The organism is Candidatus Marimicrobium litorale (genome assembly GCF_026262645.1).
Classification (GTDB): Bacteria; Pseudomonadota; Gammaproteobacteria; order Pseudomonadales; family Halieaceae; genus Marimicrobium; species Marimicrobium litorale.
The window spans coordinates 57,352-72,618 of sequence record NZ_SHNO01000002.1 but is presented as its reverse complement, the minus strand read 5'-3'; the positions used below and the strand labels follow the sequence as shown (position 1 = coordinate 72,618).

The 15,267-nt window shown below is 54.7% G+C and carries 14 protein-coding genes; 6 read left to right on the top strand and 8 right to left on the bottom strand.

What is annotated here, in order from left to right:
* Window positions 1-151: 151 nt before the first annotated feature.
* Window positions 152-787: an FHA domain-containing protein gene (locus EYC82_RS16760; RefSeq protein WP_279250780.1), complete on the bottom strand. Its 636-nt coding sequence runs from the start codon at window positions 785-787 to the stop codon at window positions 152-154.
* Window positions 788-1,031: 244 nt separating this feature from the next.
* On the opposite strand from EYC82_RS16760, the gene EYC82_RS16755 reads away from it, so the two are divergent.
* The 4 genes from EYC82_RS16755 (at window position 1,032) to EYC82_RS16740 (ending at window position 5,392) form a co-directional block, all read left to right on the top strand.
* Window positions 1,032-1,628 carry a LemA family protein gene (locus EYC82_RS16755; protein WP_279250779.1) on the top strand — a complete coding sequence of 199 codons (597 nt, stop codon included), beginning with the start codon at window positions 1,032-1,034 and terminating at the stop codon, window positions 1,626-1,628.
* 18 nt (window positions 1,629-1,646) lie between these two features.
* A complete protein-coding gene (locus EYC82_RS16750; protein WP_279250778.1) occupies window positions 1,647-3,578 on the top strand; it encodes a M48 family metallopeptidase in 1,932 nt (643 codons plus the stop codon).
* Between the two features lie 185 nt (window positions 3,579-3,763).
* Entirely contained in the window at window positions 3,764-4,165 is a 402-nt protein-coding gene (locus tag EYC82_RS16745) for an AraC family transcriptional regulator (RefSeq protein ID WP_279250777.1), read from the top strand.
* A 402-nt stretch (window positions 4,166-4,567) separates the two neighbouring features.
* Window positions 4,568-5,392 (top strand): leucine-rich repeat domain-containing protein, encoded by an 825-nt coding sequence (locus EYC82_RS16740; RefSeq protein ID WP_279250776.1) that lies wholly within the window; start codon window positions 4,568-4,570, stop codon window positions 5,390-5,392.
* 156 nt (window positions 5,393-5,548) lie between these two features.
* Here the strand turns inward: EYC82_RS16740 and galE are convergent, their stop codons facing one another.
* The gene (gene galE / locus EYC82_RS16735) at window positions 5,549-6,568 is read right to left on the bottom strand and encodes a UDP-glucose 4-epimerase GalE (RefSeq protein WP_279250775.1); all 1,020 of its coding nucleotides are present in this window, start codon (window positions 6,566-6,568) and stop codon (window positions 5,549-5,551) included.
* Between the two features lie 160 nt (window positions 6,569-6,728).
* Here galE and EYC82_RS16730 point away from each other — a divergent pair, with 160 nt between their 5' ends.
* Both EYC82_RS16730 and EYC82_RS16725 read left to right on the top strand, forming a co-directional pair.
* Window positions 6,729-7,742, top strand: a complete 1,014-nt coding sequence (locus tag EYC82_RS16730; RefSeq protein ID WP_279250774.1) for an NAD-dependent epimerase — start codon at window positions 6,729-6,731, stop codon at window positions 7,740-7,742.
* Window positions 7,743-9,047: a UDP-glucose dehydrogenase family protein gene (locus tag EYC82_RS16725; protein ID WP_279250773.1), complete on the top strand. Its 1,305-nt coding sequence runs from the start codon at window positions 7,743-7,745 to the stop codon at window positions 9,045-9,047. It begins immediately after the preceding gene.
* A 203-nt stretch (window positions 9,048-9,250) separates the two neighbouring features.
* Here the strand turns inward: EYC82_RS16725 and EYC82_RS16720 are convergent, their stop codons facing one another.
* The 6 genes from EYC82_RS16720 to hflK all read right to left on the bottom strand — a co-directional run bounded on the left by EYC82_RS16720 (window position 9,251) and on the right by hflK (window position 15,203).
* Complete coding sequence (locus EYC82_RS16720; RefSeq protein ID WP_279250772.1) at window positions 9,251-10,192, bottom strand: UDP-glucuronic acid decarboxylase family protein; 942 nt, start codon at window positions 10,190-10,192, stop codon at window positions 9,251-9,253.
* A 59-nt stretch (window positions 10,193-10,251) separates the two neighbouring features.
* Window positions 10,252-11,547, bottom strand: a complete 1,296-nt coding sequence (locus EYC82_RS16715; RefSeq protein ID WP_279250771.1) for an adenylosuccinate synthase — start codon at window positions 11,545-11,547, stop codon at window positions 10,252-10,254.
* A 42-nt stretch (window positions 11,548-11,589) separates the two neighbouring features.
* A complete protein-coding gene (locus tag EYC82_RS16710) occupies window positions 11,590-12,768 on the bottom strand; it encodes an ATP phosphoribosyltransferase regulatory subunit (RefSeq protein ID WP_279250770.1) in 1,179 nt (392 codons plus the stop codon).
* A 15-nt stretch (window positions 12,769-12,783) separates the two neighbouring features.
* On the bottom strand, window positions 12,784-12,975 hold the full coding sequence (locus tag EYC82_RS16705) for a DUF2065 domain-containing protein (RefSeq protein WP_279250769.1): 192 nt from the start codon (window positions 12,973-12,975) through the stop codon (window positions 12,784-12,786).
* A gap of 186 nt (window positions 12,976-13,161) precedes the next feature.
* Window positions 13,162-14,037 (bottom strand): protease modulator HflC, encoded by an 876-nt coding sequence (gene hflC, locus EYC82_RS16700; protein ID WP_279250768.1) that lies wholly within the window; start codon window positions 14,035-14,037, stop codon window positions 13,162-13,164.
* A 2-nt stretch (window positions 14,038-14,039) separates the two neighbouring features.
* The gene (gene hflK, locus EYC82_RS16695) at window positions 14,040-15,203 is read right to left on the bottom strand and encodes an FtsH protease activity modulator HflK (protein ID WP_279250767.1); all 1,164 of its coding nucleotides are present in this window, start codon (window positions 15,201-15,203) and stop codon (window positions 14,040-14,042) included.
* Window positions 15,204-15,267 lie beyond the last annotated feature (64 nt).

Here is a 15,267-nt window from a genome sequence, read left to right as displayed (position 1 = left end):
ACGTTCTGCGACTACTGCACGATCCGTTAAGGAAGACACTTCGCTGAGTGAGCAAAGGGCCAATCAATTCGCACCGATACCGGCGCCTGGCGGTCCTTCATACGCACCAGGGAAGACGCTCCAGGCTGAGCACGAAGCGAACAGCCGCAGCTCACTGATCCACTCTTGAGAATTCAAAGACGATCGTCGACTCCGGCGTGCCCACGATAATGGAATCACCGAAATTCAGAGGGCACCGGCCCCCTGCGTAGTTACCGCCTACCGCCTGATTTTCTACGATTGTGCCGCACGCACTGCCACGATCGACCAATTCATAGCTACCATCAGGTTTCAATTCGATCTGGAAATGCTCGCGCGAAACATTGACCGTCTTACCCTGATCCTTGACATACAACTCGTTGTTTTTCTTGGCCGGGGTTTGGCGACGCTCCATCAGCCCGCGAACGCCCGCGGCAGTTTGAACCCGCGCTTCACGCCCCACCCTGAAGGGAAAGCGATCCAATGGCACTTCGTAACGCCCTACCCTGTAGGGAAAACGATCCACTGCAACTGCAACTTCATCGTCAATCGCGAGCTTTGTCACCCGTGTAAGCGGCCGCAAGACAGGCAAACCCTGACTGCTGAGCGACCGATCTACCGGCTGTTCCTGTGCTTCACCGTCGGACACCGCATCGCCAACGTAAGCCTGATGAAGCAAATCCATCACCGCCTGCAGCCATTCCTCGGCCTTCTCCTCGGCTACACCCATGCGCCCGGCCAGCTGCACCACCAGTTTTCGTTTGTCCATAAACGCCCCCATCCGTAGGCTAAAACCAAACACATCAGCTAGAAATTCATTATCCCCGAGCCGCCATCAACATCTTTCAAGGCTACGCACGGTCAGTCAAGCTAATTGAGAAAGAAGTTTTATATTAATACGCGCCGGCGCTTCGGCAAAACGGCAATTAACGAGTTGAAAATACCGCGTGGCTTCGCCAGTATGAGTCTCAGGATCACGCCACCACGAAAAATTAATAACCGGGGTAGACCGCATGGACGTCTCGACCATTATCCTTTGGCTGGTGCTCATTGGCCTGGTGATCTACGTCACCAATATTTACAACACTCTGGTCACTTTCAAGAATCGTTACCTCAATGCTTTTTCCCAGATTGAAGTACAGCTAAAACGCCGCTATGACCTGATACCCAACCTGGTGGAAACTGCGCGGGCTTATATGGAGCATGAGCGAACAACACTGGAGGCTGTTGTGACTGCACGCAATGACGCTGCGGCCATACTCAAGGGGATGCAAGGCGGTCATATTGGCCCTGCTGATCTGGGCAAACTCGCAAGCGCTGAGGGCGCGGTGGGTAGTGCCTTGGGCAAACTGAACGTTACAATGGAGGCTTATCCACAACTGAAAGCCAATGAAAATATGATGCAGCTCACCGAGGAGCTTACTACCACCGAAAATCGCGTAGCCTTTGCTCGACAGGGCTTCAATGATGCTGTCATGACCTACAATACTTACCGGCAGAGCTTTCCGCCCCTGTTCTTTGCGGCACGGTTTGGCCACCCCGAAGACGCCACTCTACTGGAGTTTGAGGATTCCCCGGCGATTCAGGCAGCACCGCAGGTGTCATTCTGATTCGGCGGCCCCGGCCGGATGGACTTCTTTGCCCAGCAGGATCACGCAAGGCGCAACACGCGCCTGTTAGTGCTGCTTTTTGTCGCCGCAGTCTTGCTTTTGGTGACACTGACTAATGCCGCCGTAGCAGCCTTTCTCTTCGTCAGTCAGGATTACAACCTCTACAGCGGCGGTACTGGTATAGATGGCTTTGCCGCCTATTTCAGTTGGGCGCGTTTCGGCATGATCGGCCTTGCGGTCTCTGCCACGGTCGCCATGGTAGTACTCGTAAAGTGGATACAGTTGTCTACCGGCGGCAAGACCGTGGCCGAACGTATGGGAGGCACCCGGGTTTTACCGCAGTCGGATGACGCCGCAGAGCAACGCTGCCTGAACGTGGTGCAAGAGATGGCGTTGGCGGCCAACATGCCCGTCCCACCCGTTTATGTGATGAACGACGAGCGCGGTATCAACGCGTTTGCCGCGGGCATAACGCCGGCGAATGCCGTAGTGGCAGTGACCCGCGGCACCATTGATCACCTGCAGAGGAATGAACTGCAAGGGGTCATCGCCCACGAGTTCAGCCATATACTCAATGGCGATATGCGATTGAACATCCGCCTGGCAGCCATGCTGAAGGGGATTACCTTTATCGGCGATGTCGGCCATTTCATTTTGCGCTCAAGCAACCATGCCCGCACCGGCTCCAGCAGCCGCCGTAATGGCGGAACCGCTTTTCTCGGCCTCGGGCTGGGCTTGCTCGCCCTTGGATGGCTGGGGGGAGCGGTAGCAGGCTTTATAAAAGCTGCCATTTCCCGCCAGAAGGAATACCTCGCCGATGCCAGCGCGGTGCAATTGACACGGAGCAAAACCGGTATTGCAGACGCATTAAAGGTTATCGGCGGTTATATTCCGGGCACGCTGGTGCACGCTGCGCGCGCTAACGAGATGTCCCATATTTTTTTCGGTCAAATAGAACACAGACTGTGGCACTTGTTCGCCACACACCCGCCACTGGAAAACAGAATCCGGCGAGTGGAGCCAGAGTGGAACGGAGAGTTCATCAGACGCGAACCTGTTCATTACAGAGAGACGCCCACGGATACCCGCAGCAGCGAGGCAGGCGTGGGCAGAGCTGCCATTGTCACCGCGGCAATAGCCGGGGCAATCATGGACAAAGGCGACTCTACGACGCTTGCAGATGCGCATTTCGCCACCGACCCACCTGGGACGGCGTCCGCACTGCCAGAGGGCATTCCTTTGGCGCTGGCTCAACAGTGCAGGGAACCGCTGGGCGCCCATGTTCTGATTTTTTCACTGTTGTTAGACCCTGTGATATCTATACGCCAGAAACAGTTTGAGGTGATTGCCGCTGCAGAGATTTCAGGGCTAAGGGAGACAATGATTGCCGTGTCGCCAGCGGTACAGGAGTTGAACGCCGGACAGCGGCTGCCGCTGGTGGAGATGTGTCTGCCGGCGCTGAAGTCCATGTCAAGGCAGCAGTATCGGGTGTTCAAGAATACCCTGCTCGCCCTGATCAGGGCGGACCGACGAACGAGCCTTTACGAGTGGTGCCTGTTCCAATTGATTCGCCACTACCTGGACCCCGAGTTTTTCCGCGTGCGCCCCGGCCGCCCGCGCCATCGCACACTGCGTCGGGTTTCCCAGCAACTGCGCACTGTGTTATCAGTGCTGGCCTACCACGGAGACGATGATTCCGGGTTAGCCTTTGGTGCTGCCGCAAACAGTCTGGACCTCAGCGACATGACGATCGCGCCCTCCCAGTCATGCGATGTTGCCACTTTCAGCCGGGCAGTAAACGAGCTCAACGACTGCTATCCTCTGCTCAAACCCCGAATACTGAAAGCCATGGCGCTGTCTGCGAGTATCGACGGGGAGCTCAACCCGCAGGAACGAGAATTGATCTGCAGCGTCGCCGCAGTCATGGACTGCCCTACTCCCGATTTTTAGGCCATATCGTTTCAGGCCGGTGATGATTACCATCATATTCAGTCAGGGCGCGCGGCCGGCTTTATTTCCGCAGAACCTGTGCTAGCCTGAAAATAGGTGTACCGGGGCGACACGGATTGTGGCCCTGAAAACCTTCAGTCTCTCACTATTCGTCATCCAGAAACCGAAACAAGGACGTTTTGATTATGGAAAATTTATCCCTGCTAGTCTCGGGCAGCCACCACGCGACCCCGCCCCATCGCACTGAGTACCCAGCGCCCACGAGAACAACCGATAAGGTGCTGACAATCTTGCTTGGCGGAGATCTCGCCCGCCTGCGGGCGGACTCGGTCGCTGAAACCCTTGGTATGAGTGGCACCACCCTGCGTCGGCGTCTGCGTGCCGACCATACGTGCTACCAGTTTTTGCTCGATCGAGCTCGACAATATCGGTGTGAACAAGTGCTAAAACAGGCATGGCTGCCGGGTAAATGTCTGGCAGATGAGCTTGGTTATCTCGAGGTCAACAGCTTTTACCGAGCCTTCCGACGATGGACCGGCCTGACCTATAGCGAGTACAAGGCCCACCATGAGTGCCAATGCGGGTAAGATCGTTTCAGCAGAGCTTACCTGGGCATTCGTAGAGGAAGACCACGCCGAATAATCGCTGCTTGTCTATTTCGCAATAATTGGTCGCTTTACGAGCGGTTAGTCTCAGCCGCAGTAAAACCGAAAGTTAAGCTTGGGGGAAAACTGCAAGCGACAATCTGTTCGCTCATGATGACCGCAACGTTGATACAACGCTCAGTCAACAGCAGCGTGTGCGCCCGGACCTGACATTAATACTTTGATTGACCGGATGTACGCGCAGCGACGATGGCGACAATTTCCAGCCGGTCGCTTCTCAAGCCTGCAGGGCCATGCCATGCCCTTGACTTAACCGAACCGATCGATACTATCACTGCATACCCGCGGTTTTCGCATCATAGATTACGCATTAGGAATTCTCTAATGGAGATGTCACGTCTTCGAATACCGCAATACGGCTTGCCAGCTCTTTATTTTCTTCTTATTTCTTCAACACTCTTTTCGAGTCAAACCTTTGCTTTCAACGCGCTTGGCTTGAGTTATGACGTCATTGCCGGAACGCCCGATAATCAGGTCGAACTGGCAGGCTGTGATACAGCAATATGCAGTGACTTAAACATAACAATTCCAGCTACGGTGCGGGAAGGCTCAATCGATTACGCAGTGACCCGTGTCAAAATTCAAGCCTTTGAAGATCAAAATCTGTTCAGCGTAGTCATAGGACAAAACATACAGACTTTTGGCGAAAAAGCCTTTAAGGGCAACACCCTCAAAAATATAAGAATTCCGGACGGCGTAAAAATTATCGGAAAGAAAGCGTTCGAGAGCAACGCTCTTGAAACTCTAACCGTTCCCGCTAGTGTCACTACTATCGACGCTAATGCTTTCAATAGGAACAACCTCAGCACAGTCGAGTTCAGGGGGGCATTCGAAGCCTTCGATATAGACACCATGTTTCAAAACAATACTGGGCTGGCCACTGTCAGCTATTGCAGCAACGCATTGAATTGGTCTGGACAGACCTTTTACAACGGTAGCGTCAGCCTCGCATCCACGCCCATAAATTGTTCGAGCACGGGCCCAACCTCTGTGCCGCTGGCTCCGCTCTGGCTACTCGCTCTAATGTCAGGCTTACTGGCGCTATTGGGCCTTCGGGGGCTGCGTCAAAACGAAGATGAGAATGGCGACGCGTTCGGGTCACATTTTCCGTTTTGCGGCGGCCGCACCGGAAAGTCCTCGCTCCACTGAGCTCGGCGAGCTACCTGAAGGGCCAAAATCCCGCAGCATAAAAGGTGTTTCTGCGCGTATTGCTGATTAGATTTTCTTTCGAAGTACACACGAACGGCGGGCCGATTGGCACAGGAACGATCTCGGTCACCGGGCCTGAATCGTGCAACGCGTTAATCAGGAGGCGTAGCCCCGCGGATTAGACGCTTGCCAACGCCAGGTATCCTGACACATCTGCGCAAGGTCGCGAGACGCCCTCCACTGCAGCAATGTTTGCGCCAGCGTTGGGTCGGCCCAGCAGGTGGCGATATCGCCCGGTCGCCTTGCAACAATCTCGTAGGGCACCGCCTTTCCGCTGGCACGCTCGAACGCGCTGATCATCTCCAGCACTGACACACCGTTACCGGTACCGAGGTTAATGGTGTGCAACCCTGTTTGACGACACACATAGTCGAGCGCAGACACGTGTCCCTCTACAAGGTCCATGACGTGAATGTAGTCGCGAACACCCGTACCATCAGATGTTGCATAGTCGTCGCCAAAAACAAACAGCTTATCGCGCTGACCTACAGCGACCTGCGCAATGAATGGCATCAGATTATTCGGGTGGCCCTGCGGGTCTTCGCCTATCGTACCACCTGGATGGGCACCGACCGGATTGAAATAGCGTAGGCGGCAAATACTCCAGTCCGGGTTGGCCACCTGCCAGTCAGCAAGTATGTCCTCAACCATGCGCTTGGTTCGCCCGTAGGGGCTGGTGGGCGCCAGATTGAAATCCTCGCGGATAGGCACAGTTGCCGGGTCGCCATAGACCGTAGCCGATGAGGAAAACACAAGATTTTTTACCCCTGCTTTCGCCATCGCCTCCAGCAGCACAAGCGAACCAGAGACATTGCAGTCGTAGTATTCCAATGGCATTGCTACCGATTCACCCACTGCCTTGAGACCGGCAAAGTGCAACACCGCCCGCACTGTATGCCGACTGAATACCGCGTCCAGGCACTGGCGATCGCGTATATCACCCTGCACAAACTCAGGCACTGTCCCACAAATACTGCCGCATCGCTCCAAGGCTACGGCGCTGCTGTTAGACAGGTTGTCCAGCACAACCACGTCATATCCCGCGTCAATCAAAGCAACACAGGCGTGGCTGCCAATGTAGCCCGCTCCTCCAGTCACCAACACGGTACCCGTCATAGTATTATCCCATCACGTCGACTGTAATAAAGACTGTGAGTATAACCGATTGGTATGAGGGAAAAACCCGCAGGGCGTCATACTCTCTGACTATCCGACTATGAAAATATCAGAAAAACTCTATATTATGTGACTCCAACTCGGTAATAGATCCCTTCCCATGCAGATACTCGTCACCGGCGCCGCCGGCTTTATTGGCTACCACCTCAGTGAAAAACTCCTCGCCCGAGGCGACAGGGTTATCGGGCTGGATAACCTCAACGATTATTATGACGTCAGCCTGAAAGAGGCACGCCTGGAGCGATTGCGCCGTCAGGATCACTTCACCTTCGTCAAGGCCGATCTGCGAGACCGGGACGCGTTGAATGCGCTCTTCGAGGCAACGCGTTTCGATGCGGTTATCAACCTCGCCGCCCAGGCAGGGGTGAGATACTCATTGGAAAATCCACACGCCTACATCGACAGCAACGTCATAGGCTTCACCAATATACTTGAATGTTGTCGACACCATCGCATCGGCCACCTTGTCTACGCCAGCAGCAGCTCGGTTTACGGCATGAACGGCAGCATGCCCTTTTCCGTTCACGACAATGTCGATCATCCGATATCACTCTACGCGGCGACTAAAAAGGCCAATGAGCTAATGGCGCATACCTATTCGCACTTGTACAACATTCCGACCACGGGTTTGCGGTTTTTCACTGTTTACGGACCGTGGGGGCGACCCGACATGGCGCTTTTCCTTTTCACCGATGCCATTTTAAAGGGCGAACCTATCAAGGTTTTCAATAACGGTGAGATGCAAAGGGATTTCACCTACATCGACGATATTGTGGAAGGCATCATCCGTGTGACAGACAAGCCCGCCACCCCCAATCCTGACTGGGACTCACGACAACCCGATCCAGGAACCAGCAGCGCCCCTTATCGACTCTATAATATTGGAAACAACAACCCCGTCTCGTTAATGGAATTTATTGGTGCAATCGAACAGGCCATAGGAAAAAAAGCAGAAAAGCAGTTGCTCCCCATGCAGCCTGGTGATGTAGCGGCAACCTATGCCGACATTGGCGCCCTGATAGAGGCGGTGGACTATCATCCCAGAACGCCGATACAGGAAGGCATCGATCATTTTATCGAATGGTATATGAGCCACATGGATAAGGGGCATTAAATGAATGTTGTGATGATAGGCGCAGGCTACGTGGGGCTGGTCTCCGGTGCCTGCTTTGCAGAGTTCGGCGCAAATGTAACCTGCGTCGACGTTGATGCATCAAAAATAAAAGCACTGCAGGCTGCTAACATCCCAATCTATGAACCCGGATTGGACGACCTCGTTTCTCGCAATGTGAAGGGTGGACGTCTAAAATTTTCCGACCAGCTAAAAGACTGGATTGCTGACGCGGACCTCGTCTTTATCGCTGTGGGCACACCGACGCGACGTGGAGACGGTCACGCAGATCTAAAGTATGTCTATGCCGCAGCGGAAGAAATCGCTGAACACCTCGAGGGATACACCGTCATCGTCGATAAATCCACCGTACCGGTAGGCACTGCCCGTGAAGTACACAACATTGTCAGCCGAACAAATCCTGACGCGGATTTCGATGTCGCATCCAACCCCGAGTTTCTCCGTGAAGGCTCAGCGATCGGCGATTTCATGCGTCCTGACCGGGTGGTACTGGGCGTACAATCCGAACGAGCAGGCACTATGCTTCGCGAGCTATACCGACCACTCAACTTGATAGAAACCCCCATTATGGTCACCGACCTTGAGAGCGCGGAGATTACCAAGTATGCCGCCAATGCGTTTCTTGCCACAAAAATCAGTTTCATCAATGAGGTGGCGGAGCTGTGTGAAAAAACCGGCGCCGACGTGCACGCGGTTGCAAGGGGGATGGGGCTTGACGGGCGTATCGGTAAAAAGTTTTTGCATGCCGGCCCAGGGTACGGGGGGTCCTGCTTTCCAAAAGATACGCTTGCCATGATCCGTATGTCACAGGATGCAGGTGCAACGAGTCGTATTGTGCAGGCGGTAGTTGACGTTAACACAGCGCAAAAGAGACGCATGGTGGAAAAGATTGAACAGGCACTGGGAGGCAGCGCGGCCAATAAAACGATTGCCGTTCTCGGACTCACCTTCAAGCCCGAAACGGATGATATGCGTGATGCGCCCTCGCTCACTATTCTGCCCGCGCTGCTGGAGCAGGGCGCTTGCATCAAGGCCCATGATCCTCAGGGCATGGATGAGGCCCGCAAGGAACTCCCCAACGCCATCCAGTACCAGGAGAGCGTTGAAGATACTATCGCCGACGCTGATGCCATAGTGCTGATGACGGAATGGAACGTTTACCGAGGACTCGACCTCGGTAAAGTGAAATCCCTGATGAGCGGCGACGTTTTCATCGACCTGCGTAACGTGTACGAAAGGGGTCGCGTGCAATCTCACGGCTTCCACTACAGCTGCGTCGGGCGTTAAGCGCCTACGGGACCACCAACGACGAATGATCATTACCTAGACAGCGCCAAATCATTCACTTTTGCAGGCCACGTCAATCGTTGGCGAGACAATCACCTTGTGTACACAAATCTGGAACAACAGGGTAACGCCAACTGTACAAAGGCGAAAGCGTGCGAAATACATCGCTCCACCGCGCTGACGTTAGAGCGCGCGCCGCAACCTCAGAGCATGCGTGAAAAATAGTCAATTGTACTTTTCAGCCCTTCCTCAAGCTGAATTCCGGGTTCCCAGCCCAGCAAAGCCTTTGCCGCGTCAATATTGGGTTGGCGCTGCAGGGGATCATCGCTGGGCAGGGGATTGTTGACCAATTCAGATTTCGAACCTGTTAGGGCAATCACTTTTTCCGCTAACTCCAGAATCGTGAACTCATTCGGGTTACCAAGGTTCACGGGGCCGGTCACTGCGTCATCGGTATCCATCAAGGCAAGGAAACCATCAATCAGATCGTCAACATAGCAAAAAGACCGCGATTGATCGCCGTCACCAAAGATCGTGATCGCATCTCCTCTGAGGGCCTGCATAATAAAATTCGACACCACCCGGCCATCGTTGGGATGCATTTTGGGCCCGTAGGTGTTGAATATTCTGGCTACTTTGATATTCAGACCATGCTGTCTGTGATAGTCAAAAAAGAGCGTCTCAGCACAGCGCTTGCCCTCGTCGTAACAGGAGCGTTCACCTACTGGATTGACATGACCCCAGTAGCTTTCAGGTTGAGGGTGTATCTGAGGATCGCCATAAACCTCACTGGTTGAGGCCTGAAATATCTTTGCGCCTGTGCGCTTGGCAAGACCCAGCATATTGATCGCGCCATGGACACTGGTCTTTGTGGTCTGCACCGGATCGTGCTGATAATGCACCGGTGAAGCGGGACAAGCGAGATTATAAATTTCGTCTACTTCTACGTAGAGGGGAAATGTCACATCATGACGCATCAACTCAAAATTCGGCTTGTCCGTCAAGTCGATAATATTGTCCTTGGTACCGGTGAAAAAGTTATCCGCACACAATACGTCGTCGCCCCGCTCAACCAATCGCTGGCACAGGTGCGAACCCAGAAAACCCGCCCCACCTGTTACCAAAACTCGCTTTCTCAAATGCATACTTTATTTTTCTCTTTAGAGACAAAGTTTCTGACGGAAACGTCGCCGAAAACGCCCCCTCACGCGTCGAAGGGGTGCCTGAGTACGATCGTCTCCAAACGCTCCGGGCCGGTGGAGATAATATCAATCGGCGCGCCCACGACCGTCTCGATTTTGTTTATGTAGTTGCGTGCCTGCTGCGGCAGTTCCTCGAGGGCTCTTGCTCCCAGCGTTGAATCACTCCAACCAGGCACTTCCTCGTAAACGGGCACCAGCCCCTCATAGTCTTCGGAGTCAAAAGGGTTGGGCACAGGTTTGCCATTCTTGCAGGTATAGCCCACACAGATGCGAATAGACTCCAACCCATCCAGCACATCGAGCTTGGTCAGGCACAACCCGCTAACCGAGTTGATGTTGACTGCCGTGCGCAATGCGACGGCATCGAACCAGCCGCAGCGCCGCGGCCTACCTGTGGTTGCACCGAATTCGTGGCCTTTTTCGGCCAGATGCGCCCCCGTTTCATCAAACAATTCAGTCGGAAAAGGCCCCGAGCCGACGCGAGTGGTATACGCCTTGGTAATCCCCAGCACGTAATCAAGATACAGCGGTCCAAAACCAGATCCGGTTGCGGTGCCGCCAGCCGTCGTATTGGAGCTGGTCACGAAGGGATAGGTACCATGGTCTATATCCAGCAGGGCGCCCTGGGCGCCCTCAAACATAATATTGTCTCCCGCCAGTCGATGTTGGTGCAGGATAGACGAGACATCAGCCATCATCGGTACCAGCTCACGCCCCAGTGCAAGCGTCTCTTCCAGCACCTTGTCCACATCCAGCGCCTCCACCTGGAAGTAGTTTTCGAGAGCAAAGTTATGGTATTCCATCACGTCCCGCAGTTTGCGTCCAAACCGCTGCTCGTCGGCCAGATCGCCCAAACGCAAACCGCGCCGTGCCACCTTGTCTTCATACGCCGGCCCGATACCTCGACCCGTCGTACCAATTTTTTCATTGCCTCGCTTGGCCTCACGGGCCTGATCCAACGCGACGTGGTAAGGCAGTATCAAAGGACAGGCAGGAGAAATTTTGAGACGCTCGCGCACCGGCACCGACCGCGATTCCAGCTCTTCGATCTCTTTCAGGGCTGCCGCGGGAGAAAGCACCACACCATTGCCAATCAGGCAGGACACATTCTCGCGCAGAACACCCGAAGGAATGAGGTGCAGGACTGTTTTATTGCCATCAATGACGAGCGTATGCCCGGCATTATGCCCCCCCTGAAAGCGGACAACGGCAGTCGCTTGATCCGTCAGTAGATCGACAATCTTGCCCTTGCCCTCATCACCCCACTGGGTGCCCAGAACCACGACGTTCTTACTCATTGAGTCAGCTCTAAATTTTCAGGTGTACGAAAATGGCGCGATTCAGTCACGCCCTGTTGTCTTGAGTGGGCGAATCAACCACTGACCCTCCATCTCGACCAATTCACGATCGCAGCGCGGGTCAACCTCACCCGAGAAACTCTGGATGACGACTTCGCCGGACTCACGCAACTCTCGGGCGCGGAGAAGCAGCGCCTCGTCATCGACCCCGGGCAGACTGATAGCCCCGCTTTCAGTCACGTCCGGCACCAGGGTCATGAGGGCTTTCAGATCCGCGGCGAAACCGGTGGCGGGCCGGGCCCTGCCAAAAACAGCCCCTACATCATTATAGCGACCACCATTCGCCAGAGCCTCGCCAACGCCCGGCACATAAGCGGCGAAAACGAGGCCGGTATGGTAGTTGTAGCCGCGCAATTCGGCCAGATCAAAGTAAATATCAAGGTCAGGCCGCTGACGGCGAATCGTCCGCGCCACCTGCTGCAGCGTGTCCAGTCCCAACAATGCGTCCGGCACTGTTTCAGCATAAAGAGCTCGGGCATCGTCAAGAATAGATTCGTCACCGTGCAGCTTGGCCAGAGCGATGATCAACGCGGTAGTGCCCGGGTCAACGCCTTCAAGCGCCTGTATCAAATCGGGCACCGATTTGCGTTGCAAGGCATCAAACACCGTTGCTTCCCGCGCCTCTTCCAGTTCAGCATGCAGCAGAACCGCCTCATAAATCCCCACGTGACCGAGGTCCAGGGTGATGCCAGAGAGACCCGCTGCCTCGAGAGTCGCCAGCATCATGCACACGACCTCAACATCCGCACCAACACTGTCGTCCCCGTATAATTCCGCGCCCAGCTGTATAGGTGAGCGAGAGGCGAAGGGTGATTTCGGGCGCGTGTGTAATGTCGAGCCGGCATAACAAAGTCGAGTGACGCCCTCGTCAGCTATGCTGTGCGCATCTATGCGCGCGACCTGCGGCGTGATATCCGCGCGAAGTCCGAGTGTTCGACCGCTAATCTGGTCGGTCAGCTTGAACGTGGTCAGGTCCAGATCCTCTCCCAGGCCCACCAGCAACGACTCGGTAAATTCCACCAACGGCGGGATCACCAGCCGGTACCCCCAAGCGTGAAACAGGTCCAACAGTTGGCGGCGCAGCCGCTCCACAGCTTCGGCTTGGGCGGGAAGAACCTCTTCCACTCCGTCGGGCAGTTGCCAGTGATCTACCATTTTCATCACGTTCACCTGAACCTAGTGCACCCAGTAAAGGACAACCACCCCAAATAGCATACAGGCGAGGCCGATTTTTCGAATCACGCTGTCGTCCATCTGCTCAGCCACCACCAGCATATTGCGCCAGCGTTGTGGGCTGATGAAAGGCAACATGCCTTCAATAATGAACACCAGGGCCACGGCAACCGGAAGTATTTGCCAGAAGTCCATTCACCCTCCCTCACCTAACTGCGGGGCACAAAAAAACCGCGACAACTGCGCTTAAGGGTAAGCGCGGATACCCACGGTTAGCCAATTTTAACACAGCCCGGTAAGGGGTTTCCCGTGATTATTACAACCTGCAACGACCGCTATGGCTCTTATTTCAGATGAGCGGTCGGTCAGGTGCCCGGGGGCCTAATTTCCGCCCTGAGAATCCTTGAGATATTTAAAAAACTCACTGTCCGGGTGCAGCAGCAGGACATCGCCCTGCCCCTGAAACGCATCCTGATACGCCTTGAGGCTGCGGGTGAATGAGTAAAACTCGGGATCCTGATTGAAAGCACCCGCATAAGTGGAGGTAGCGGTGGCATCACCTTCACCGCGGATCAGTTCCGAATCACGATAGGCGTTGGCTTTCAGTACCGTCGCGTCACGGTCAGCCGCCGCACGGATACCCTCTGCAAGCTCCTGACCTTGCGAACGCAACTCCCGGGCCTCTTTCTCACGCTCGGCGTTCATCCTTCTGTATACCGATTCGGACACTTCCGGGGGAAGATCGATCTGCTTCACGCGCACATCTACCATTTCAACACCGTACACTTCCTGCACAACTGTCGAAAGCTCCTCTGTAAGCGCCTGCATCAGCTGATCTCGCTCGCCCGAAACCACCTCCTGGATCGTTCTTACCGCCAGTTGATCTTTCAAGCCGTTATTGATGCGCTGTGCCAAAAGATTCATGGCGCGTGCCTCGTCGCCATTGGTTGCCGTGTAGTACTTCTCAGTATCAGACACCTTGAACTTGGCATAAGAGTCCACAATCAGGGCTTTCTTTTCCTGTGTAAAGAAACGTTCAGGCGTTGAATCTACCGTCAATACGCGCCCATCGAACTTCCGCACATTGTTCACGAAAGGAATCTTTACATGCAGACCCGGTTGCAAATCCGGCTGAACCACCTCACCAAACCGCAACAACACACCACGTTCGGTTTCCTTGATCACAAAAAGCGATTTACTGGCCACCAGCACCAAAACCAGTGCCACCAGAATGACTACGATATTACGTCCGGACATATTCAACGCCCTCCCCTGCGGCGCTCACTGACCGCGGCATCGCGGCGTAATTGTTCTGTGACCGCGTTGGTCAACTCGCGAATATTGGTACTGTCTACCTTGAGCTGGCCATCACCGCCGTTAACTCGCGGGCTCTGCGCCGCCAGCTTGTCCAGCGGGAGGTACATCACATTATTACCCCCCTCGACATCCACCATCACCTTGCTTGACTGGGCGTACACCGTCTGTATCGCGTCGAGGTACAAGCGCTCTCTGGTTACTTGAGGCGCTTTCTCGTACTCCTCCAGCAGCCGCGTGAAACGCTCCGCTTCACCCTGAGCATTGGCTATCACCTGCTCCTTGTATCCGTTAGCTTCCTCTATCTGGCGCTGAGCCGCACCACGCGCTTCCGGAACCACTCCGTTCGCATAAGCCTGAGCCTCGTTCTTCACCCGCTCCTCGTCTTCCCTCGCCTTGATCACATCGTCGAATGCGGCCTGCACCTGTGTGGGAGGCTTACCCTCGTCTACCGTGACCTTTTCTACGAAAATACCGGTCTCATAGAGGTCGAGATACTCCTGAAGCCTATCCTCGACATCGATAGCAATCTGCACACGGCCTTCGGTCAGCACCATGTCCATGCTGATCCCGCCTACGACATGACGCAGAGCACTCTGGGCGGCGTGGCTCAGAGAGCGCTCCGGATCACGCACTTTCAGAACAAATTTCACAGGGTCGTTGATGACATACTGCGCGGACATTGCAACCTCAACGATGTTCTCGTCCTGAGTCAGCATGATTTCCCTGAAACTGACCGAACGTACCTTTGTAACATTCAGCAGGGTGACATCGTCGATCAACGGTGGATTCCAGTGAAGACCCGGACCGACCAATTCATAGTACTTACCAAAACGGAGGACGACGCCGCGCTCTTGCTGGTCGACCTGGTATAAACCCATTGCCGCCCATATCACGACCACAACCAACAACAAAATACCAATGGCAACGCCCGAGAAAGCAGGTCCAGACCCGCCCCCGGATGATGAGCCACCGCCGCCAAACAGGCCTCCGAGGCGCTCCTGCAGTTTTTTCAATGCCTCATCCAGATCGGGCGGGCCATTATTGTCGCCGCCACCCCAAGGATCCTTGGGCTTGTTTCCACCACCGCCCGGTTCATTCCAGGACATATCTAACTCCTAATTCATTGAGACCAACAGTTTAACAAACTTTTCGTGTCCAGACCGCAATCGG